The sequence below is a fragment of the Escherichia sp. KTE159 genome (genome assembly GCF_000408805.1).
Taxonomy (GTDB): Bacteria; Pseudomonadota; Gammaproteobacteria; order Enterobacterales; family Enterobacteriaceae; genus Escherichia; species Escherichia marmotae.
This window is the reverse complement of the sequence record NZ_KE137295.1, coordinates 168684-190228: the sequence shown is the minus strand read 5'-3', so window position 1 is coordinate 190228 and position 21545 is coordinate 168684. Positions and strand designations below refer to the sequence as shown.

At 51.7% G+C, this 21545-nt stretch carries 21 protein-coding genes; 1 reads left to right on the top strand and 20 read right to left on the bottom strand.

Features of this window, described 5'->3' with window-relative positions; translation table 11 throughout:
• Positions 1-14 precede the first annotated feature (14 nt).
• The 20 genes from A31E_RS02215 to nnr all read right to left on the bottom strand — a co-directional run bounded on the left by A31E_RS02215 (position 15) and on the right by nnr (position 20143).
• Entirely contained in the window at positions 15-1178 is a 1164-nt protein-coding gene (locus tag A31E_RS02215) for a glutathionylspermidine synthase family protein (RefSeq protein ID WP_016249500.1), read from the bottom strand.
• 2 nt (positions 1179-1180) lie between these two features.
• Positions 1181-1819, bottom strand: coding sequence for a DUF1190 domain-containing protein (locus tag A31E_RS02220; protein ID WP_016249499.1), 639 nt, complete (start codon positions 1817-1819; stop codon positions 1181-1183).
• Positions 1820-1828: 9 nt separating this feature from the next.
• The gene (locus A31E_RS02225; protein ID WP_001517628.1) at positions 1829-2227 is read right to left on the bottom strand and encodes a DUF350 domain-containing protein; all 399 of its coding nucleotides are present in this window, start codon (positions 2225-2227) and stop codon (positions 1829-1831) included.
• Between the two features lie 17 nt (positions 2228-2244).
• Entirely contained in the window at positions 2245-2904 is a 660-nt protein-coding gene (locus tag A31E_RS02230; RefSeq protein WP_001517627.1) for a YjfK family protein, read from the bottom strand.
• Between the two features lie 50 nt (positions 2905-2954).
• The gene (locus A31E_RS02235; protein WP_000511941.1) at positions 2955-3653 is read right to left on the bottom strand and encodes a PspA/IM30 family protein; all 699 of its coding nucleotides are present in this window, start codon (positions 3651-3653) and stop codon (positions 2955-2957) included.
• Positions 3654-3671: 18 nt separating this feature from the next.
• Positions 3672-4073 carry a DUF2170 family protein gene (locus tag A31E_RS02240; protein WP_000220117.1) on the bottom strand — a complete coding sequence of 134 codons (402 nt, stop codon included), beginning with the start codon at positions 4071-4073 and terminating at the stop codon, positions 3672-3674.
• A gap of 126 nt (positions 4074-4199) precedes the next feature.
• Entirely contained in the window at positions 4200-4931 is a 732-nt protein-coding gene (gene rlmB, locus A31E_RS02245; RefSeq protein ID WP_001293269.1) for a 23S rRNA (guanosine(2251)-2'-O)-methyltransferase RlmB, read from the bottom strand.
• A 179-nt stretch (positions 4932-5110) separates the two neighbouring features.
• A complete protein-coding gene (gene rnr / locus A31E_RS02250) occupies positions 5111-7552 on the bottom strand; it encodes a ribonuclease R (protein ID WP_016249498.1) in 2442 nt (813 codons plus the stop codon).
• A gap of 38 nt (positions 7553-7590) precedes the next feature.
• Positions 7591-8016 (bottom strand): nitric oxide-sensing transcriptional repressor NsrR, encoded by a 426-nt coding sequence (nsrR, locus tag A31E_RS02255; protein ID WP_001177639.1) that lies wholly within the window; start codon positions 8014-8016, stop codon positions 7591-7593.
• A gap of 206 nt (positions 8017-8222) precedes the next feature.
• Positions 8223-9521, bottom strand: coding sequence for an adenylosuccinate synthase (gene purA / locus A31E_RS02260; RefSeq protein WP_000527967.1), 1299 nt, complete (start codon positions 9519-9521; stop codon positions 8223-8225).
• 103 nt (positions 9522-9624) lie between these two features.
• Positions 9625-9822: a DUF2065 domain-containing protein gene (locus A31E_RS02265; protein WP_001089300.1), complete on the bottom strand. Its 198-nt coding sequence runs from the start codon at positions 9820-9822 to the stop codon at positions 9625-9627.
• 81 nt (positions 9823-9903) lie between these two features.
• Entirely contained in the window at positions 9904-10908 is a 1005-nt protein-coding gene (gene hflC / locus A31E_RS02270; RefSeq protein WP_001232407.1) for a protease modulator HflC, read from the bottom strand.
• A 2-nt stretch (positions 10909-10910) separates the two neighbouring features.
• On the bottom strand, positions 10911-12170 hold the full coding sequence (hflK, locus tag A31E_RS02275; protein WP_000312488.1) for an FtsH protease activity modulator HflK: 1260 nt from the start codon (positions 12168-12170) through the stop codon (positions 10911-10913).
• Positions 12171-12256: 86 nt separating this feature from the next.
• Positions 12257-13537 carry a ribosome rescue GTPase HflX gene (hflX, locus tag A31E_RS02280; RefSeq protein ID WP_000460354.1) on the bottom strand — a complete coding sequence of 427 codons (1281 nt, stop codon included), beginning with the start codon at positions 13535-13537 and terminating at the stop codon, positions 12257-12259.
• A 75-nt stretch (positions 13538-13612) separates the two neighbouring features.
• Positions 13613-13921 (bottom strand): RNA chaperone Hfq, encoded by a 309-nt coding sequence (hfq, locus tag A31E_RS02285; RefSeq protein ID WP_001051887.1) that lies wholly within the window; start codon positions 13919-13921, stop codon positions 13613-13615.
• A gap of 85 nt (positions 13922-14006) precedes the next feature.
• The gene (gene miaA, locus A31E_RS02290) at positions 14007-14957 is read right to left on the bottom strand and encodes a tRNA (adenosine(37)-N6)-dimethylallyltransferase MiaA (protein ID WP_024193623.1); all 951 of its coding nucleotides are present in this window, start codon (positions 14955-14957) and stop codon (positions 14007-14009) included.
• Entirely contained in the window at positions 14950-16797 is a 1848-nt protein-coding gene (mutL, locus tag A31E_RS02295) for a DNA mismatch repair endonuclease MutL (RefSeq protein ID WP_016249496.1), read from the bottom strand. Before mutL ends, miaA begins: the two co-directional genes overlap by 8 nt.
• Before the next feature lie 9 nt (positions 16798-16806).
• The gene (gene amiB / locus A31E_RS02300; protein ID WP_016249495.1) at positions 16807-18144 is read right to left on the bottom strand and encodes an N-acetylmuramoyl-L-alanine amidase AmiB; all 1338 of its coding nucleotides are present in this window, start codon (positions 18142-18144) and stop codon (positions 16807-16809) included.
• Between the two features lie 18 nt (positions 18145-18162).
• Entirely contained in the window at positions 18163-18624 is a 462-nt protein-coding gene (tsaE, locus tag A31E_RS02305; protein WP_000981973.1) for a tRNA (adenosine(37)-N6)-threonylcarbamoyltransferase complex ATPase subunit type 1 TsaE, read from the bottom strand.
• Entirely contained in the window at positions 18596-20143 is a 1548-nt protein-coding gene (gene nnr / locus A31E_RS02310) for a bifunctional ADP-dependent NAD(P)H-hydrate dehydratase/NAD(P)H-hydrate epimerase (protein ID WP_077688185.1), read from the bottom strand. The genes tsaE and nnr overlap by 29 nt, the downstream gene beginning before the upstream one ends.
• Between nnr and queG the strand changes: the two genes are divergently transcribed.
• On the top strand, positions 20142-21281 hold the full coding sequence (queG, locus tag A31E_RS02315) for a tRNA epoxyqueuosine(34) reductase QueG (protein WP_001294210.1): 1140 nt from the start codon (positions 20142-20144) through the stop codon (positions 21279-21281). The two genes, nnr and queG, sit on opposite strands and share 2 nt — an antisense overlap.
• Positions 21282-21545: the final 264 nt, after the last annotated feature.

Sequence of the window (21545 nt, the reverse complement as noted above, 5' to 3'; positions counted from 1 at the left end):
TTGCTAAAACATTCTTAACCCGCAATGTAATGCGGAACAAAACGCGAAGTATCTTTAGTGATCAGCGTGTTATCTTCGCGAATCCCCATACCGCACGCTTCATCATCGACAATCCAGCTACCAATCAATGTGTAGCTATCGCCAAAGCGCGGCAAAGGCTGAAAAGCCTGGTAGATCATCGGTTCATCGGCGTAATCACCCTCAGCATGGTCAACGACATTGTTCTGACCGTCAAAAATGGTGACGTTACCGCCTTCCCGTGAGTAGATCGGTTTACGCACGTAGCTTTCGCCCGCAGCAATCTGCGGTTTCTCGCCCTCAAACCAGGATGCCAGAAGATTAGGATGACCAGGGAAAAAGCGCCACAATAGCGGCATTAACCCTTTGTTGCTCAAGATACTTTTCCATAACGGTTCCACCCATTGCTCACGACGCTTGCGCAGCAGCGGGCCGTTATCGTCACGCATCATCCACTCCAGCGGATACAGCTTAAACGCACGCTGGATGACGTTATCATCGAGATCGGTCAGCACACCGCCGACGCCCAGGCCGAGATCTTCAATATAGATAAACCGCGATTCCTGTCCTGCCTGCTGGGCGCAGTCCTGCAAGTACAGCACGGTAGTCCTGTCTTCGTCGGTATCCTGACAGCAACAAAAATAAAACGGTTCACGGCTATAAATCTCGCTAAAGCGCGAAATCAGACGCTCCTGAATGACATTGTACTGATCAGCGTCACGCGGAATAATGCCGCTGCGCCGGGCATCTTCCAGCCACAACCACTGAAAATAAGCCGATTCATACAGCGAGGTCGGCGTATCGGCGTTGTACTCCAGCAACTTCACCGGCGCATTACCACACCAGGCAAAATCCATACGGCCATACAGCGAAGGATCGCGCACGCGCCAGCTTTCAGCAATTACATCCCAGTACAGCGGGGGGATCGCCAGTTGCGTCAGGATCTCTTCATTTTTAACCGCACGATCCACCACCTCAAGGCACATCTGATGCAGTTCCGCAGTCGGTTTTTCGATCTGCTCTTCAATCTGCCGCAGGGTAAAGCGATAAGCACGACTCTCATCCCAATAGATTTCATTGTCGATGATATGAAAGTCAAATCCGTTATCGGCAGCGATCTGATCCAGATCCCGCCGCACAGGAACGTTGTGTCTCAGCATGATTAGCCTCCCCAATGCCCACGGGCGCTGGAAGAACGACCATAGCCGCCGCGAGAAACGGTTGATGCTTTTCTGGTGGTAAAGCCGCCCGAAGAGTAAGACTCTTTTTTGCCAGAACCGGAGCGCCAGGAGTAATCACCGGAAGTGTTGCGCCAGACGGGGCGCGAAGCATAAGAGGAGCCGCTACTGTTATAAACAAACTGCTCATCGCGATCTTTACGAATAACCCGACTTAATAAAAATCCAGAAATGACCGGGAGCCAACTCTGTTCGACGTTGTCGTAATAGCAATTTTCGTACTTAGACTGACAATTCTGCTGAGTCATATTCTTCGGAACATCGGCATAAAATGCCGCTTTGGCGTTGTTCCAGCCATGAGCACAGATATCTGAATTATTACCGTCATCAATGCAATCCTGCACTGTCGAGTAAAACGTTCCGTCGCCGTCGTTATCGACATCGCCACTATCGCCACAACTTTTCAATACGAAAAAAGCGGCTCCCCCCATTAGCGCCAACGTTAAGTATTTATGTGCGTAGCGATTTCGCTGCGGTGCGAAGGGATTATTCGGTCGATTAATACGGCTGATGGCTCCGTGAGCTGGTTTACTGCTATTTCTTGATTTGCGTTTTCTGGCCATGATCGTCCATTACCATGTCATACAAGCTGCGTTAAAAATACCACCAGCCAGCGCGGCGGTTCCCATAAACATTCCTGCGGCGGTATTGTGATTAATAATTTTGTCGCTTAATGCGGGTATATAAAGTCTGACGCCAGAAAAAACGAGTAATTGAATCACCAGTGCGATCCCACCCCAGGCAAAATAATCAGGAATACTCACCGCATTGATTGCCGCACTGGATAATGGAATAACATAACCCAGCAATGTCCCGCTGAACGCCAATGACGCCGCGATATTATTGTTTTTGATTAACTGCCATTCATTATGCGGAGTAATTTTGGAATAGATAAACAGAAAGATAATCACCATAGCCACGCCAATAAAAAAATAGGCGCTAAAAGCAAGGAGTGAATCAAGAATATGCATTATAAACTTCCCTGTAATTAACCAATAATATGAAGTGATGTTAGTGGGATATCGACACCCAGCGCACGCGAAAATAACCACTCCGGTTCACCGAGTTCGTTAAAGGATTCCTCACCATTTAACAGCAAATATTCGTAAGTATCTTCGGTCACCTGTCGCTGGTAACCCATCATAAAGTTATGCACTTCCCATTTGGTATGGTTTTGATTTTCTATTTTTTCCAGCATGTAGACCGGCTCAATATTACCTGGTTCTTCGCTATTAAAAAATCGCTGCCAGCGTTTTTCCTGCCAGTTTAAGGTCATCATCCCCATTGCTTTGGCATTAATTGCCTCGCGCCAGTGGCTCTCTTTGCTGATACCGTAACTCTCTTCATAGACAAAGAGCTTGATATCATCAATGTCATCAATGTCTTCGCCGCCAGTGGTATTGATTTGCAGGAATTCATCACCGGAAGTGTAGTAACGGAATATCTGACTACCGCCCCCCAGATCGATGCGACTGGCTGCAGCTACAGTGTATTCTTCCCCCGGTAACGCAATCAGTAATTCATCTTCCAGTAAACGAAACGCTAACGTATCGAGCGTAAAACCATTATGGAGATGCAACCCCAGCGGACCACGAGCGACAGCAGGCTTATCATCATTGCCAAACAGGCGCTGGAAAAAACCAGACATATTTTACCCTTAAAATAGCTGCCAGCCTTTTAGTGAGGCTGGCAAAAAAATTACTCACCCTGTTGGCGTTGCAGCCTTGCCAGCACATCCTGAGCACTGCTTTTGTTAACTCCACCAATCCCCGCTTCCGCCAGTTTTTCGTCGAGATCGCGGCCGTCTGCCACTTTCTCCAGTTGTGCAGCGGCATCCAGCCGTGCCTGACGTTCGGCCTGACGCGCTTGCAGGCGTTTTAAGGATTCAGCCGCTGTAGAGACGCTGGAAGATGCTCCAACGGTAGAGGTCGTTACTGCCTGTTGCGCACGCTGCATGGCTTCAGTGGCCTTAACGACTTCCATCTGTTGCTCAAATTGAGCAATACGCTGTGCCGTTGCCGTTACCGCTTTTTCCACACCATCACGGGAGACTTCAAGATTCGACAACACTTGCTCTTCAGCGGTAATGAGATTCTCAAGGCGCGCGATTTCTTCAGCGACTTCGTTAATCAACGACGGGTTGACGTTCTTACTTAATGCTTCCAGCGCACGGGCTTCCAGAGTGGCTTTACGCTCACGTAAATCTTTCAGTTTATCGTTACTTAATTTCACTCGCGCCAGCAGATCGACGCGTGATTTTCCGGCTTTATCCAGTTCAGCTTTGGCGTCGCGAATATGTTGTTCCAGCATCCGCACACCCTGGTTTTCTTCAATGGATTCTTCCGCCTGTGAAATAAAAGACTTACCTAATGTAAATAAACTTTTTAAAATCCCCATAAATACCTGTCTTCGTGATTAATATGAATATTCTTCAGTAATTTCAGCTAAATCCAATGCATTATCTACCAGCGTGGTTATCTCCAGCAGGAGATCATCAAGGGAAGAGTTAAGCGATAATGCACCAAAAACAATGTAATACTCTTCCTGCTCCACACTGGAGATCCCTACCGATGACAGTGGCATAATCTTCTGATTTCTTAATAAGAAGGTATTAAATTCATCTGGATTACTGATACAACTTACCGGGCAAATAAATGTTTCGATAATCATCTGGCGGGAAGTAAAAAGAATATTGATTTGCAAATCGCCATAATCATTCATTTTAATAATTAATGCGTTTTCATTATTTGTTATATCAATATTTTGTTCAGGTACAGTTTGCAGCGCCGTCGCCAGCGCCAACGGATTCCATGTCATATATTATTCCATAGTGATTAAGTTAAAATATTAATAATATGAATATTTGTAGCACGTAATTATCTTACCAGCTCCAGGTAAAAAAAAACCATCCAAATATGGATGGTTTTTCATAATTCAGAGGAATTAGCTACGCTGGCGTACTGCTTCAAATAAACAAATGCCGGTCGCTACCGAAACGTTCAGGGAAGAAACGCTTCCTGCCATCGGGATGCTGATCAACTCATCGCAATGTTCACGGGTCAGGCGACGCATGCCTTCACCTTCCGCGCCCATCACCAGTGCCAGACGCCCGGTCATTTTGCTCTGATAGAGAGTATGATCCGCTTCACCCGCCGTACCGACGATCCAGATATTCTCTTCCTGCAACATACGCATGGTGCGCGCCAGGTTAGTCACCCGAATCAGAGGAACGCTTTCTGCCGCGCCACAGGCCACTTTTTTCGCCGTTGCATTGAGTTGAGCGGAACGATCTTTCGGTACAATCACCGCATGAACGCCAGCGGCGTCTGCGCTACGCAGGCACGCACCGAGGTTGTGTGGATCGGTAACGCCGTCGAGGATCAGCAGGAACGGTTGTTCGAGCGAAGCGATCAGATCCGGCAGATCGCTTTCCTGATACTGACGTCCAGGCTTCACGCGGGCGATAATGCCCTGATGCACGGCACCGTCGCTTTTCTCGTCGAGATATTGACGATTTGCCAACTGGATAACCACGCCATGAGACTCGAGGGCGTGAATCAGCGGTAACAGACGTTTATCTTCACGGCCTTTTAAAATAAAGACTTCCTGAAAACGTTCAGGGGCGCGCTCCAGCAGGGCCTGCACTGCGTGGATGCCGTAAATCATTTCGCTCATTAATGTACTCGTTGTTAACGTTTTGCCTGATACGCTACGCTTATCAGGCCTACATGATTCTGCAATATATTGAATTTGCGTGATTATGTAGGCCTGATAAGGCGTTCACGCCGCATCCGGCATGAACAAAGCGCACTTTGTCAGCAATCTGACCCTCTTCTTTTTGAAGAGGGTTTTGATCACTCAGCTACTTTTTTCTTCGCTGCACGCTTCGCTTTGGTCGCTGCAGCTATTTTCTGCGTTTTAGCCGATGGCTTTTTCGCTTTTCTCGCGTCTTTTTTCGCCGCTTTCGGCTTCGCTTTTTTCTCACCACGGAAAGCACTGTCTGGCTCAAAGTTTACCTTTTTGCCCACCTGACGACGCTTACCGGCTTTTTTACCTGCATCACCTTTTTTCGCTTTCTCGCGCGCCGTTTTACCGACGTTGCGTGGCGCGCGTTCGCTGGAGATCAGGCTAAAGTCGATCTTGCGCTCGTCCATATTAACCGCTTCGACGCGAACTTCCACGCGGTCGCCCAGGCGATAAGTCTGGCCGCTGGATTCCCCCATCAGACGTTGACCAACCTGATCAAAGCGATAGTAGTCGTTATCCAGCGAAGAAACGTGGACCAGGCCATCAATAAACAGATCATCCAGGCGAACAAAGAAACCGAATCCAGTGACGCTGGAAATTACGCCTTTAAAGACGTTGCCCACCTGGTCGAGCATAAAGTCACACTTCAGCCAGTCTGCCACATCACGCGTTGCTTCATCGGCACGACGTTCCGCCATCGAACAGTGCTGACCCAGTTGCAGCATCTCTTCCATTGAATAATGGTAGCCACCGGTTTCAGTCGTGTTCCCCTGAAGCCCCTGCTCTTTCGCCAACAGATACTTAATGGCACGATGCAGCGTCAGGTCAGGATAACGACGAATCGGTGAGGTAAAGTGGGCATAAGACTGCAATGCCAGACCAAAGTGACCGCGGTTTTCCGGATCGTAAATCGCCTGTTTCATTGAGCGCAGCAGCATGGTTTGTAGCATTTCTGCGTCAGGACGGTCGGCAACCGACTCCAGCAATTCTGCGTAGTCGCGCGGTTCTGGCTTGTTACCACCCGGCAATTCCAGCCCCAGTTCCGCCAGCACTGAACGGAAAGAGGTAATCGCTTCGGTGCTCGGCTTGTCGTGAATACGGAACAGTGCCGGTTCTTTGGCTTTCTCAACGAAACGCGCCGCCGAGATATTCGCCAGAATCATACACTCTTCAATTAATTTGTGCGCGTCGTTACGCTGAGTCTGTTCGATACGTTCAATACGACGTTCAGCGTTGAAAATAAACTTCGCTTCTTCACTCTCAAACGAGATCCCACCGCGCTCTTCGCGGGCTTTATCCAGCACTTTATAGAGGTTATGCAGCTCTTCGAGATGCTTAACCAGCGGCGCGTATTGTTCACGCAGTTCCTGATCGCCCTGCAGAATATGCCAAACTTTGGTGTAAGTCAGACGCGCATGAGAGCTCATCACCGCTTCGTAGAATTTATAGCCGGTCAGGCGACCTTTCGACGAAATGGTCATCTCGCACACCATACACAGGCGGTCTACCTGCGGATTGAGCGAGCACAGGCCGTTAGAGAGTACTTCCGGCAGCATCGGGATAACCTGCGACGGGAAGTAGACCGACGTACCGCGGTTACGTGCTTCTCTGTCCAGCGGTGTTGGTGGACGCACATAGTAACTGACGTCGGCAATTGCGACCCATAAACGCCAGCCACCGCCGCGTTTCTTCTCGCAGTAAACCGCATCGTCAAAGTCACGGGCGTCTTCGCCATCAATGGTGACCAACGGTAAATCACGCAGATCGACACGGCCTGCTTTTGCCTCTTCCGGCACTTCTTCTTTCAGCCCGGCAACCTGTTGCTCAACAGCCTGCGGCCAGATGTACGGAATTTCATGGGTGCGCAGGGCGATATCAACCGCCATGCCGGTGCCCATATTGTCGCCAAGTACTTCGACGATTTTACCCACCGCTTTGGTACGACGTGTCGGGCGTTGAGTCAGTTCGACAACAACGACAAAGCCCATGCGTGCGCCCATGATCTGATCAGGTGGGATTAAGATATCGAAGCTCAAACGGCTGTCGTCAGGAACCACAAAGCCGACGCCCGCTTCGGTAAAGTAACGACCCACAATCTGGCTCGTTTTTGGCACCAGTACGCGGACAATACGCGCTTCACGGCGGCCTTTACGGTCAGCACCAAGCGGTTGCGCCAGAACCTGATCGCCATGAATGCAGGTTTTCATCTGCTCGCTGGAAAGATACAAATCATCTTTACGCCCTTCAACCCGCAGAAAGCCGTAGCCATCACGGTGGCCAATAACAGTACCTTTCACCAGATCGAGACGTTCCGGCAGCGCATAGCACTGACGGCGAGTGAAGACCAGTTGACCGTCGCGCTCCATCGCGCGCAGGCGACGACGCAGGCCTTCAAGCTGCTCTTCGCCTTCAATGTGCAGCTCTACCGCCAGCTCATCACGGCTGGCCGGTTTTTCACGTTTGGTTAAATGTTCGAGGATAAATTCCCGACTAGGGATGGGATTCGCGTATTTTTCAGCTTCGCGTTCCTGGAAAGGATCTTGTGACATCTCGGTTCCTCCGTTGTCATCTCTGATGAAGATTTTCGTCACTCCACCAGCAATAATTTATAAAGCGGTTGATTCTCTTCAACCAAATCGGCAAGCGTGTAGTTATCCAGTTCCGTAAGAAAACTTTGCACGGCCTTTGAAAGTGCCTGTTTCAACCGACAGGCAGGTGTGATGTGGCAAAACTCACTGCTGCAATTCACCAACGATAAGGGTTCCAGCTCGCGCACCACATCACCAATACGTATAGCACTCGCCGGTTTACCCAGGCGAATGCCGCCATTTTTTCCACGAACAGCAGTCACGTAGCCGGCACGACTAAGTTGATTGATTATTTTGACCATATGATTACGGGAAACGCCGTAGACGTCAGTCACTTCAGAAATGCTGGTCATCCGCCCTTCTGGCAATGATGCCATGTAGATCAGCGCGCGTAATCCGTAATCAGTGAAACTCGTTAACTGCACATCAACCTCAAAAAAGGGAAAGCGGGAAAAAATACATTTACATTGATGATAAACCAGCCACAAGCTGTGTCGCTAATTTATTTCAGTTTGGGGAAGGAAAAAAGCGAGGATTTAACACTGTGTCGGATAGCGTAATGGCTTACCCGACACAGTAATGTATCACACTGCTAGCCCGGCAGGCAAAAGATCTGCCGGGCGTACCAGAATTACGCGTCGAACGGGTCGCGCAGAATCATGGTTTCAGTACGATCCGGACCAGTAGAGATGATATCGATCGGCACACCGGTCAGCTCTTCAATACGCTTGATGTAGTTCAGCGCTGCCTGCGGCAGACCGCTACGATCTTTCACGCCAAAGGTGGATTCAGACCAACCCGGCATGGTTTCGTAAATCGGCTCAACGCCTTTCCAGTCATCTGCTGCCAGCGGAGTGGTGGTCACTTCGCGACCATCCGGCATACGGTAGGCCACGCAGAGTTTCACCTCTTTCAGGCCGTCCAGAACGTCCAGTTTGGTCAGGCAGAAGCCAGACAGAGAGTTCAACTGTACCGCACGACGAACAGCAACGGTGTCCAACCAGCCGGTACGACGGCGACGACCCGTTGTCGCGCCAAATTCGTTACCCTGCTTGCAGAGGAACTCGCCGGTTTCATCAAACAGTTCAGTCGGGAACGGACCTGCGCCAACGCGAGTGGAGTAAGCTTTGAGGATACCCAGAACGTAATCAACATAACGCGGCCCCAGGCCGGAACCGGTCGCCACGCCACCCGCAGTGGTGTTGGAAGAAGTTACGTACGGATAAGTACCGTGGTCGATATCCAGCAGCGTACCCTGCGCACCTTCGAACATGACGAAATCGCCACGTTGACGCGCCTGGTCGAGCAGGTCAGAAACGTCAACCACCATAGAAGTCAGGATGTCAGCAACCGCCATCACATCATCCAGAACTTTCTGGTAATCAACCGCTTCAACTTTGTAGTAGTTAACCAACTGGAAGTTGTGATATTCCATCACTTCTTTCAGTTTTTCAGCGAAGGTTTCTTTGTCGAAAAGGTCGCCAACACGCAAACCGCGACGTGCTACTTTATCTTCGTAGGCCGGCCCGATACCACGACCCGTGGTGCCGATCGCTTTCGCACCACGCGCTTTCTCACGTGCGTTATCCAGCGCCACGTGATAATCAAGGATCAGCGGACATGCTTCAGACAACAGCAGACGCTCACGAACGGGGATGCCACGGTCTTCCAGTTCTTTCATCTCTTTCATCAGCGCAGCCGGAGACAGCACAACACCGTTACCGATGATGCTGGTTACATTCTCGCGAAGAATACCTGATGGAATAAGATGGAGAACGGTTTTTTCACCGTTGATTACGAGAGTATGGCCTGCGTTGTGACCGCCCTGGTAGCGTACAACATATTTAGCCCGTTCAGTCAGAAGATCGACGATCTTACCTTTACCTTCGTCACCCCATTGGGTGCCCAGTACGACGACGTTGTTACCCATTTTTCAAAATCACCGTTTGCTTAAAAATGGATTCTACCATCGCTTTTTCAGAGTTACAGCACTTTTTGCATCCAAAAATGACCTTAGTCAGTCTATTTTTTGCTCAGCCAATCGTTTTCCTCAACATGTAGTAGACCACAACGCCCGCAACCACAAGTCCACCGCCAAAACGGCGTAAAATATTATCGGGTAAATTGGTCATCGCGGAGATCATCTTCTTCCACGCCTGTGGGTAAAGCATCGGCCCTAAACCTTCCAGCACCAAAACCAGAGCAAGCGCCAGCCAGATTGTCGAATTCATTCATTGTCCTTATAGAAAAAGAAAACCACCGGCATCCCTGAGGATGCGGTGGCTTTATTTACCTGTACCGCGGTCGTTATCTTAACGCGTCGCGGAGCTCGGCGTCTTCATATAGCGGAAGAAATCGCTGTCCGGGCTCATGACCATCACGTCCTGATTACCGGAGAAGCTATTCTCGTAGGCACGCAGGCTACGGATGAACGCGTAGAAGTCTGGGTCCTTGCTGAATGCATCAGCAAACAGTTTAGCCGCTTCGGCATCACCTTCACCGCGCATGATACGACCCTGACGCTCTGCTTCTGCCAGCGTTCTGGTCACTTCATAGTCGGCAGTCGCGCGCAGTTTTTCCGCTTCTTCCTGACCTTGTGAACGGTGACGACGCGCTACCGCTTCACGCTCGGCGCGCATACGGTTGTAAATCGCTTCAGACACTTCGGTCGGCAGGTTGATCTGCTTGATACGCACATCGACAACTTCAATACCCAGCGCAGCCATACTGTTCGGGTTGATGACCGGAACCTTGCCCTTAGTCTCTGCCGTTACACGTTCAGCGGCTTCTGCGATAGCGTTATCTGCCGCAGGCGTAGACACTTCATCTTCCGTCCCCGCAGAACCAGAGTTCAGCGCGTCACGCACTTCAAGGGTCAGACGACCACGAGAATCAGTGACGATGTCTTTCACATCCAGACGACCAATTTCAGAACGCAGACGGTCAGAGAACTTACGTTTCAGCAGCACTTCTGCTTGCGAAATATCGCCGCCGCCCGTTGCCAGGTAGTAACGGCTGAAATCGCTGATGCGCCATTTGATGTAAGAGTCGACGATCAGGTCTTTCTTCTCTTTGGTCACAAAGCGGTCTGCCTGGTTGTCCATGGTCTGAATACGCGCGTCGAGCATTTTCACCGTTTCAATGAACGGTATCTTGAAATGCAGACCCGGTTCATAAACCAGAGGTTTGTTGTCATCGTCACGCAGTACCTTACCAAAACGCAGCGTAATACCGCGCTCACCTTCTTTGACGACAAAGACAGACATGTAAAGCACTACCAGCACGATGATGATAATCGCGATAACTGACTTACGCATCGTTATTCCCCCTGACGCTGGTAGTCGTTACGCTGCGCGTTGGCGCGGCGTTGGTCCATAATATCGCCCTGACTGGTGGACGACGTGTTGCTTGCTCCACTGGTTGTGGAGGAAGAGGCTGGCGGCAGACGCAGCAAGTTGCTGGCACCGTTGTCGCTCTTCGCCGCAGGCGCGTTGCCGCCTTTCAGCATCTGGTCTAACGGCAGAACCATCAGGTTGCCACCTTTATCGTTAACCAGCACTTTGCGGGTGTTACCCAACACTTTTTCCATCGTCTCGATATACAGACGCTCGCGAGTAATTTCCGGCGCGGCTTTATATTCCGGCAGAAGTTTAGCAAAGCGCGCCACTTCACCCTGGGCTTCCAGGATAGTCTGAGCCTTGTACGCACGCGCCTCTTCGAGGATACGTTGCGCCTGACCGTTCGCACGCGGCTGAACTTCGTTGGTATACGCCTCTGCTTCACGAATGTATTGCTGTTCGTTTTCACGCGCAGCAATCGCATCGTCAAACGCGGCTTTTACTTCTTCCGGCGGACGAGCGGCCTGGAAGTTGACGTCCAGCAGCGTGATACCCATGTCATACGGACGAATCGTCTCTTCCAGTTCGCGCTGGGTATCGCTACGAATCACAGTACGACCTTCCGTCAGAATGCGGTCCATGGTGTATTTACCGATAACTCCACGCAGGGCGCTGTCGGTAGCCTGACGCAGACTGTCATCCGGGCTGGTCACGCTATACAGGTATTTTTCCGGATTGGTTACGCGGTACTGCACGTTCATCTCAACGCGCACCACGTTTTCGTCCGACGTCAGCATCACACCGGAAGCAGCCAGTTCACGCACGGCTTCTACGTTCACCGGTTTGACTTCGTCGATAAACGTCGGTTTCCAGTTCAGACCCGGCTCAACCAGATGGCTGAATTTACCAAAGCGTGTTACCACGCCACGTTCGGCTTCTTTAATGGTGTAGAAACCACTGGCCGCCCAGATAATGACAATCGCTGCCGCTGCGATGGTAACGACACGACCGCCAAGCTGCGGGCGCGGACCTTGCGATGAACTACCACCGCCAGACCCAGTGCCTTTGCCGCCGCCCAGTCCACCGAGCTTTTTGCTCAGTTTGCGGAAGATATCATCTAAATCAGGTGGCCCTTGATCACGACCGCCTTTGTTTCCATTTCCCTCAGAGTTGCCGCCAGGTTTGCTGCTTCCCCACGGGTCGCGGTCTTGTCCGTTATTACCGGGCTGATTCCACGCCATGTTTGTGCTCCATATTTGTTATGCGGTGATCCCTGTTGTCTTTCGACGCCAGAGGATATGACTCCACGCTTCAGACGCTTTGCCGGTTAGATCAGGTAATCGATCAACGCCGGTTCTTGTTTACAGAGGCGACGCCAGTCAATGATCGGCATACGAACTTGCAGACTTACGCTGCCGTCCTCCTCCATCCACTCTTTTTCTATTGCCTGAAGCTGATAAAAACGGCTTCTCAGACGCCCTTCCTGCGGCGGCAAACGCAATGTATGCTGCGCCACCTCACCGGAAAGCCGCTCCGTCAAAGCCTGAAAAAGCTGTGGTATCCCCGCTCCGGTCTGCGCGGAAAGCCAGACACGAATCGGTTTGTTCTCTTCATCTCGATCAATACGCGGTTCGAAATCGTCCAGCATATCGATCTTGTTCATCACCAGCAGGGTTGGGATCTCGTGAGCATCGATCTCTTCAAGAACCGTATTCACCGCTTCGATGTTCTCCTGTACGCGCACATCTGCCGCATCAATGACGTGCAGCAGCAATGTGGCTTGCCGCGTCTCTTGCAACGTGGCTTTAAACGCCGCCACCAGATCGTGCGGCAAGTGGCGAATGAACCCTACGGTATCCGCCAGTACGGTTTCACCGACATCCGCGACGTCAATACGCCGCAACGTAGGGTCGAGGGTGGCAAACAACTGGTCTGCCGCATAAACCCGTGCTTCGGTGATGCGATTGAAAAGGGTAGATTTACCGGCGTTGGTATATCCCACCAGCGAAACTGTAGGAACGTCGGCTTTGATGCGCGATTGCCGCCCCTGCTCACGCTGCTTTTCAACTTTTTCCAGGCGCGACTGTATCTGCACAATGCGATTACGCAACAAACGACGGTCGGTTTCGAGCTGGGTTTCGCCCGGCCCACGCAAACCGATCCCGCCTTTCTGTCTTTCAAGGTGGGTCCAACCACGCACCAGGCGCGTGGCCAGATGGCGCAACTGCGCCAGCTCAACCTGCAACTTACCCTCATGAGTACGTGCACGTTGGGCGAAAATATCTAAAATAAGACCAGTGCGGTCGATAACACGACATTCGCACAAACGCTCCAGGTTACGCTCCTGCGCCGGACTCAGTGCATGGTCAAAAAGAACGACCGAAGCACCCGTCGCTTTTACGGCTTCCGCAATTTCAACGGCTTTACCTTCACCAACAAAATACTTTGGGTGCGGCGCTTTACGGCTACCGGTAATCACCTGCAATGCTTCGACACCGGCGGAAGAGACCAGAGATTCAAACTCCTGGAGGTCTTCCATATCTTTGTCTTGCGTAAAATAGATGTGTACCAGCACCGCCTGCTCACCAGCATCATAACGGTCAAACAAGCGTATAACCCTCTAAATAGATCAGCGGGGAACGCAGGATCGCTGGCTCCCCGTGTAAAAAAACAGCCCAAAACCTTATTCGGTTTCTTCGCTGTCCTGTTGCGCGGAAGTATTCTGCGCGCTGCTACCATGATGGTAGTTACTGCTGGTACTGCCACCGGCGTTGTTACTGTGATGAGAAACCGGGCGAGACGGGACAACAGTAGAAATCGCGTGCTTATAAACCATCTGGCTGACCGTGTTTTTCAACAGGATCACGAACTGATCAAAAGACTCGATTTGTCCTTGCAGCTTAATACCATTCACCAAATAAATAGAAACTGGAACACGTTCCCGACGCAGTGCGTTCAGGAACGGATCTTGTAAAGATTGCCCCTTAGCCATTCTCTCTTTTCCTTATATGCTTATTTGTACTTTGAACCTTTCGATTCTGAAAAAATTGCGCACGATACGTCTCAATTGTACACATTCAGCCTGCGATAGCACCAACAACCTGTAATACTTCGTCACGCGCCTGTTCTGGTTTTTCACTGTCAAGCCAGTGAACCCCTTCCCAACCACGTAGCCAGGTTATTTGCCGCTTCGCCAACTGTCTCGTGGCGCAAACACCTCGATAAACCATTTCATCGTATGAGATTTCGCCTTCAAGGTAAGACCACATCTGGCGATAACCCACGCAACGAATGGAAGGCAAATCCGTATGCAAATCTCCTCGGGCAAAAAGCGCCCGGACTTCTGCTTCAAAACCTGAAGCCAACATCTGATGAAAACGCTGCTCAATTCGTTGATGGAGCAGTTCACGGCTCGCCGGGGCGATGGCGAACTGATGCACCTGATACGGTAGAGCGTCTCCTGACGTTTGCGTCAGTTCCGTTAAAGTTTTACCCGAAATGAAAAAAACTTCCAGTGCCCGGGAAAGCCTTTGTGGATCATTTGGATGAATCCTTGCTGCCGCAACCGGATCGATCTCCTGAAGTTGACGGTGCCATGACTCCCAACCTTGCTCTGCCGCCTGTTGCTCAATTCTGGCCCGTACTTCCGGGTCCGCCGACGGTAGCGGCGACAACCCTTCCAGTAACGCCTTGAAATACAACATCGTACCGCCTACCAACAGCGGGATCCGCCCCGCCGCGGTGATATCGGCCATTTCCGCCAGCGCATCGCGGCGAAAATCAGCAGCCGAATAAGCCTGCGACGGATCGCGAATATCCAGCAATCGGTGCGGCGCGGCGAGTAACTCTTCAGCGTTCGGCTTCGCCGTCCCGATATCCATCCCTTTGTAAATAAGGGCAGAATCAACGCTTATCAACTCTACTGGTAAAATTTTACGCAGCTCAATAGCCAGCGCCGTTTTACCGGAGGCCGTTGGCCCCATCAAAAAAATTGCCTTAGGCAGGCTCGCCTTACTGATATCACTCATCTTTCAGGGCTTTTATCGCCGGATGTAAATCAACAGATTGTAACAGACCACCCGGCGGCGTTTTCACAAGCTGAGGACATAACCGTTCTACGTCCGCCAGTAGGGTAATGGCTTGTGCCATTGACCACTGTGCATGTTCGCTCGTCAGATTTCGTGCAATCCACTGCGCAATATTGCCATGTTCGAATACGGACTGCTTTGCCAGGTAGCCTATCAGTTCAGGAATCAAGATTTGTAAATTTTGTTGGCGTAAGGGTAAAGGCACGGCCCTGATGGTCACATGCTGCGCATCGGACTGATATTCAATGCCTAACTCTGCCAGTGCAGACTGCGCTTTTTCTAATGCCGATTTTTCTTCGCCAGAGACTTTTAGCCGCAACGGAATAAGCAACGGCTGGGCGCAAACTGGCGATTCACCCGGTGTCAGTTGCACCTGACGCAACCAGCGTTCCGCTACCGGCAGGGCTAAAAGTGAAATTTTGCCGTCGCGTTCCAGCAGCGCACAGTCAGAATGGACGATAGTCAGCACCCGACCAAAGCTTTGACCATTCGCTGCCAGCGTAAGTTCCTGCGGTTCTGACGCTTTTGGTTTGTGCATTGGCGCAGGCGTTTGCAAAAGCTGGCGATACACTTCGCCTTGCTGTTTCTGGTAGCCTGGCTGTGCGTTCGGCCACGGAGCGGCCTGGCGGCTGCCTGTTGCTGGAGCAGGAGAGTAGCGCTGGGCTGCTGGCTCACGAACTGCCGGTTCAGCGAAATGATTACGCCCTGCTGCCACGCGGTTTTCTGGTACAGGACGCGGTGCTGGCTGAGCGTTACCCTCCAACGGCAAAGGCGTTTCCAGTTGCTGTTGCAGCACGCTTAACACGCCCTGATAGATAAAATCATGCACCAGGCGCGACTGATGAAAACGCACTTCGTTTTTGGCAGGGTGCACGTTAACATCCACCTGATGCGGGTCGATCTCAAGATACAACACAAACGCCGGTTGTTGGTCGGCCCCCAGTTTATCTTCGCAGGCCTGGCGAATCGCGTGATTGATCAGGCGATCGCGCATCATGCGCCCATTCACGTAGCAATACTGAATTTCTGCCAGCGCGGGCGTGGTATGAGTCGGATCTACGACCCAGCCGTGCAGCGTGAGGTCACCGTGCTGCCATTCAATCGCCAGCGCATGTTCGAGAAAAGCGGTGCCACAAATCGCCCCTAAACGGCGCTCTTTTTGCCCGCCTTCCGGCACCGCGCGGTACTGGCGCATGATTTTGCCGTTATGTGACAGGTTGATGGTCACATCGAAACGCGCCAGTGCAATACGCCGGATAATCTCATCAATATGGTTAAATTCCGTTTTCTCGGTGCGCATGAATTTGCGCCGCGCCGGGGTGTTGTAGAACAGATCCAACACTTCCAGCGTCGTTCCCACCGGATGGGCAGCAGGTTTAACCGTCACATCCATATCACGCCCTTCGGCATAAGCCTGCCAGGCTTCCTGCTGTTCCGCGGTGCGCGAAGTGAGTGTCAGGCGGGAAACCGAACTGATACTCGCCAACGCCTCACCGCGAAAGCCCAGGCTGATAATGGCTTCGAGATCGTCCAGAGAGGCGATTTTACTGGTGGCATGACGCGCCAGCGCCAGCGCCAGTTCATCTTTTTTGATACCGCAGCCGTTATCACGAATGCGGATAAGTTTCGCCCCGCCACGTTCGATATCAATATCAATGCGCGTCGCCCCCGCATCGAGGCTGTTTTCCACCAGTTCTTTGACTACCGACGCAGGTCGCTCGACCACCTCACCTGCGGCAATCTGGTTCGCCAGTTGTGGCGGTAAGACCTGAATTGGCATCAATAATCCTTAGTTTGGCAGCGTGCGATCTGACGTCGTGGCAGTACTGGCTGTCTGCGCAGTTGCGCCCTGCGGCGCAGACTGCATCGGATGCGCAAGGAAATAATTGCGCAGGCCGTTGTAAATGGCTTCTGCCAACTGCTGTTGATAATCGTCGCTCGCCAGCAAACGCTCTTCGCTGTTATTGCTGATAAAACCGGTTTCGACCAGTACTGACGGGATATCCGGCGAACGCAGAACGCCAAGGCTGGCGTGTTCTGGTCGACGTTTATGAATTTCGCCAATGCGTTGTAACTGGCTGATCATACTGGTCGCCACATCATACCCTACCCGCTGGGAATGACCGAACTGTAAATCCAGCACTGCCTGGCTTAAGTACGGATCCGACTGGCTGTTTGCCAGCACATCACCAGCACCGCCCAGCAACTCTGACTGTTTCTCGTGCTGTTCCAGCCAGCTTGCCATTTCACTGTTTGCGCGACGGTTCGAGAGCACCCATACAGAAGCGCCGGTGGCACTGCGGTTCGGTGCGGCATCGGCGTGAATCGACACGAGGAAATTGGCGTTTTGCTTACGTGCGACGTCACTACGCCCCATCACCGAAATAAAGTAATCCCCGTCACGGGTTAAAACCCCCTTAAACATCGGATCGGCATTGAGCAAAGTACGCAATTTACGCGCGATGGCGATGGTGACATTTTTCTCCCGCGTACCGCCAGGGCCGATAGCGCCAGGGTCCTGACCGCCGTGCCCGGCATCAATGGCGATGACAATTTTATCGCCAGTGTTAGCCGTCGCGCGCGCTGCCGGACGCGTTACCGTATTGCTGCTGATGACACCTGTTGTGCGGTTGCTTTCAGTTTTAAACGGATTGCGCGCAGGTTCACTTACGCGCGGTGCGACAACCGTAGGTGTTTCAACGCGTTTAGCAACCACAGGCGGCGGAGGAGGTGGTGGCGGTGCATCGGCGTTAATCGTAAAGACGACTGTGTAATTGCTACCATTCTGCCGCTTCATCGCTTCGGTTTTACCGTTTTCGGTAAGATCGACCACCAACCGCAGCGTTTGCGCATCTTTTGGCGTGCCAGAGCGAATAGCTTTTACCAAATTATTGCCACTGAACAACAACGGTAGCCCCTGAATTACACCGGTTTGTTTAATATCCAGCGCCACAGTGCGTTTGCTTTGATGGCTAAAGGCATAATCAGGCTCGCCAATAAAACTCAACGTTATCCGCGCCTGCTCACTGCCATTAGAAACCTGAATATCAGAGAGCGTAGCGGCACCAGCCTGTGCGCACAACAGCACCAATGCCGCCACCAACCAATTTTTGATGCGATACATCATCCCGCCACCTTTTAAAGGTTAACCGGCTAAACGCGCCAGCAACAATTCACCCGCAGAGGAAACAGCACTCACGCGCGCCTCACGGCCTTGTGCCTGATAATCAATGTGTATTTCGACATCCGGGTCAGGAAGAACACCTGTACCTTGTTGTGGCCATTCCACCAGGCAGATGGCATCGTGGGCAAAATAATCGCGGATCCCCATAAACTCCAGCTCCTCGGGATCGGCAAGGCGGTACAAATCAAAGTGATAAACCATTAATTTGTCGAGCGTATAGGGTTCGACCAGCGTATAGGTGGGGCTTTTGACATTACCCTGATGGCCCAGAGCTTGTAAAAAACCCCGGCTGAAGGTGGTTTTACCTGCACCTAAATCGCCATACAGATAGATTACGGTAGCGCCATCGCAGGCTTTAGCTACCCGTTCGCCCAGGTCTAATGTTGCCTGCTCGTCAGGGAGCGGAATTACTCGATTCATCATGGTTTTTATCAGTCACTTCCGGGTTAACAATACGCTGTAGCGTGGAAAAGAGATCGGTTGCCAGCATCCCGCGCGTACCAAAACGCGCTGCCAGCACATCGGCCGCCGCACCGTGCGCAACACAACCGGCACAGGCAGCATCATACGGCGTCAGTTTCTGCCCTAACAATGCGCCAATAATACCAGAGAGCACATCGCCCATGCCGCCACTGGCCATACCTGCATTTCCGGCGTCAACAATACCTAACGCATCAGGATGTGCAGCGACCACGGTTCCGGCACCTTTCAGCACCGCTACACCACCATAACGTTGTACCAGACGTTGTGCGTAATGTAAGCGGTCACTTTCAATTTCAGCCACGGAACAGCCCAACAACCGTGCAGCCTCGCCAGGATGCGGCGTGATCACGCGATTGTGACGCTTATCGGGATTGATTGCCAGCAGGTTCAATGCATCGGCATCCCACAACATCGGTTTGCGAAAATTCTCGACTTTTTGTAGGGCTTTTTTCCCCCACTCTTGCTGACCCAGACCAGGGCCAATCACCACCACATCGGCCCATTCCAGGCTATCAGCTAAGGATTCCGCAGTCAGTTCGTATACCATCAATTCCGGGCGCGCGGTCAGCAACGGCGCAATGTTTTCACTGCGCGTCAGCACTCTGACCAAACCAGCGCCAGCACGCAGCGCCGCTTCGCCCGCCATACGGATCGCGCCCGCCGTGCCGTGATCGCCACCGATAATCACCAGTCGCCCGTGATCGCCTTTATGTGATGTCGGGCGACGCGGTTTCAGCCAGTGAGAAAGTTGCGATGCGGAAAAGCGCTGAATTTTCGCCTCCTGAGTTGCCAGCCACCTATCCAGCCCCAGCGAGTCAAAATGCAGATCCCCGGTTACATCCCGCGCTTTCCCGGTTAGCAAGCCTGGTTTCAGGGCAATAAAGGTCACGGTGTGAGAGGCGTTGATCACCGCACCTGGCGTGGCTCCGGTTTGTGCTAACAGGCCGGAAGGAATATCAACTGCCACAATCGGCGCAGGATGAGTATTGGCATGATCGATTAATTTACTGATGGGTTCACGGGGCGCTTGCTGCAATCCGGTGCCGAGCAGCGCATCAACTATCAGATCCACCGACTCAGGCCAGACAATATTCGAAACATGAATCTCGCCTCCCGCGTTTAACCATGCATCGCGCGCTTGTGCGGCCTCTTCTGGCAACGGTTTGTCGCTCTCCTGAGCCAGCAGCGTGACCTCAATGCCGATGGCTTTTGCCCGCCGCGCGACCACATACCCATCGCCACCGTTATTGCCATGACCGCACAGCACCAGCCAATGACGGGCGTCAGGATAAGCTGTACGACACACCTGAAACGCGGCTTCCCCCGCACGAAGCATCAGTTCATAGAGCGTTAGCCCCAGCACATCCGCCGCCTCGCGTTCTCCACGGCGGATATCGTCGGCGTGCCAGACGGTGTGTGGTATACTTACGGGGTTTTTCTTCATTGTATGGTCCGTCATGTCAGAGCCCCTCGATCTCAATCAGTTAGCGCAAAAAATTAAACAGTGGGGGCTGGAACTGGGCTTTCAGCAAGTAGGTATTACCGATACCGATCTCAGCGAGTCCGAGCCAAAACTGCAAGCATGGCTGGACAAACAATACCATGGCGAAATGGACTGGATGGCGCGTCACGGTATGCTGCGCGCCCGCCCCCACGAGTTATTGCCCGGTACACTGCGCGTGATCAGCGTGCGGATGAATTATCTTCCTGCCAACGCCGCATTTGCCAGCACGCTGAAAAATCCCAAACTCGGCTATGTTAGCCGTTATGCGCTGGGCCGTGACTATCACAAACTTCTGCGCAACCGACTCAAAAAGCTGGGCGAGATGATTCAGCAACATTGTGTTTCGCTGAATTTTAGACCGTTTGTCGACTCTGCGCCTATTCTTGAGCGTCCGTTAGCTGAAAAAGCAGGTCTTGGCTGGACAGGTAAGCACTCACTTATTCTTAATCGCGAAGCTGGTTCGTTCTTCTTTTTAGGCGAACTGCTGGTTGATATTCCGCTACCTGTGGATCAACCGGTTGAGGAAGGATGTGGTAAATGCGTTGCCTGCATGACGATTTGCCCGACCGGAGCCATCGTGGAACCATATACCGTCGATGCTCGCCGCTGTATCTCTTATCTCACCATTGAACTGGAAGGAGCAATCCCGGAAGAACTACGGCCATTAATGGGAAACCGTATTTACGGTTGCGATGATTGTCAGCTTATCTGCCCGTGGAATCGCTATTCACAACTGACAACTGAAGATGATTTCAGCCCGCGTAAACCGTTACATGCGCCGGAGCTCATTGAGCTTTTTGCCTGGAGCGAAGAGAAGTTTTTAAAAGTCACGGAAGGATCAGCGATTAGGCGGATTGGTCACTTACGCTGGCTGCGAAATATCGCCGTAGCACTAGGAAATGCGCCCTGGGATGAAGCGATTCTGGCGGCACTGAACAGTCGGAAAGGTGAACACCCACTTCTCGATGAACACATAGAGTGGGCGATTGCGCAGCAAATCGAGCGACGAAATGCCTGCGTGGTCGAGGTGCAACTACCGAAAAAACAGCGTCTGGTTCGCGTGATAGAAAAAGGCCTACCACGTGACGCCTGATTCATCCACAGCTTGTGAATAAAATTAAAAACACATTGCAATTCAAGCCAGAAAAAATCGTCAAGTGATCAATACGACAAATCAAAACCTTATTTTTCAACTTAAATATCAACACGTTAAAAAATTACTATTCACCGTGCGAAGTTTTCCTGAAATTAAGATTACAGCCCGACACTGTGGATAACTCTGTTTACAAGAGTTTGTCAGAGATAACAAAAACCAGCAATAACGCATCGCGTCGCTGTGGATATTTTATTGAGAGGA

Coding starts and splice junctions, on each gene's coding strand:
- A31E_RS02215 (WP_016249500.1), bottom strand. CDS start 1,178: ATGCTGAGACACAACGTTCCTGTGCGGCGGGATCTGGATCAGATCGCT.
- A31E_RS02220 (WP_016249499.1), bottom strand. CDS start 1,819: ATGGCCAGAAAACGCAAATCAAGAAATAGCAGTAAACCAGCTCACGGA.
- A31E_RS02225 (WP_001517628.1), bottom strand. CDS start 2,227: ATGCATATTCTTGATTCACTCCTTGCTTTTAGCGCCTATTTTTTTATT.
- A31E_RS02230 (WP_001517627.1), bottom strand. CDS start 2,904: ATGTCTGGTTTTTTCCAGCGCCTGTTTGGCAATGATGATAAGCCTGCT.
- A31E_RS02235 (WP_000511941.1), bottom strand. CDS start 3,653: ATGGGGATTTTAAAAAGTTTATTTACATTAGGTAAGTCTTTTATTTCA.
- A31E_RS02240 (WP_000220117.1), bottom strand. CDS start 4,073: ATGACATGGAATCCGTTGGCGCTGGCGACGGCGCTGCAAACTGTACCT.
- rlmB (WP_001293269.1), bottom strand. CDS start 4,931: ATGAGCGAAATGATTTACGGCATCCACGCAGTGCAGGCCCTGCTGGAG.
- rnr (WP_016249498.1), bottom strand. CDS start 7,552: ATGTCACAAGATCCTTTCCAGGAACGCGAAGCTGAAAAATACGCGAAT.
- purA (WP_000527967.1), bottom strand. CDS start 9,521: ATGGGTAACAACGTCGTCGTACTGGGCACCCAATGGGGTGACGAAGGT.
- A31E_RS02265 (WP_001089300.1), bottom strand. CDS start 9,822: ATGAATTCGACAATCTGGCTGGCGCTTGCTCTGGTTTTGGTGCTGGAA.
- hflC (WP_001232407.1), bottom strand. CDS start 10,908: ATGCGTAAGTCAGTTATCGCGATTATCATCATCGTGCTGGTAGTGCTT.
- hflK (WP_000312488.1), bottom strand. CDS start 12,170: ATGGCGTGGAATCAGCCCGGTAATAACGGACAAGACCGCGACCCGTGG.
- hfq (WP_001051887.1), bottom strand. CDS start 13,921: ATGGCTAAGGGGCAATCTTTACAAGATCCGTTCCTGAACGCACTGCGT.
- miaA (WP_024193623.1), bottom strand. CDS start 14,957: ATGAGTGATATCAGTAAGGCGAGCCTGCCTAAGGCAATTTTTTTGATG.
- mutL (WP_016249496.1), bottom strand. CDS start 16,797: ATGCCAATTCAGGTCTTACCGCCACAACTGGCGAACCAGATTGCCGCA.
- amiB (WP_016249495.1), bottom strand. CDS start 18,144: ATGATGTATCGCATCAAAAATTGGTTGGTGGCGGCATTGGTGCTGTTG.
- tsaE (WP_000981973.1), bottom strand. CDS start 18,624: ATGATGAATCGAGTAATTCCGCTCCCTGACGAGCAGGCAACATTAGAC.
- queG (WP_001294210.1), top strand. CDS start 20,142: ATGTCAGAGCCCCTCGATCTCAATCAGTTAGCGCAAAAAATTAAACAG.
- nnr (WP_077688185.1), bottom strand. CDS start 20,143: ATGACGGACCATACAATGAAGAAAAACCCCGTAAGTATACCACACACC.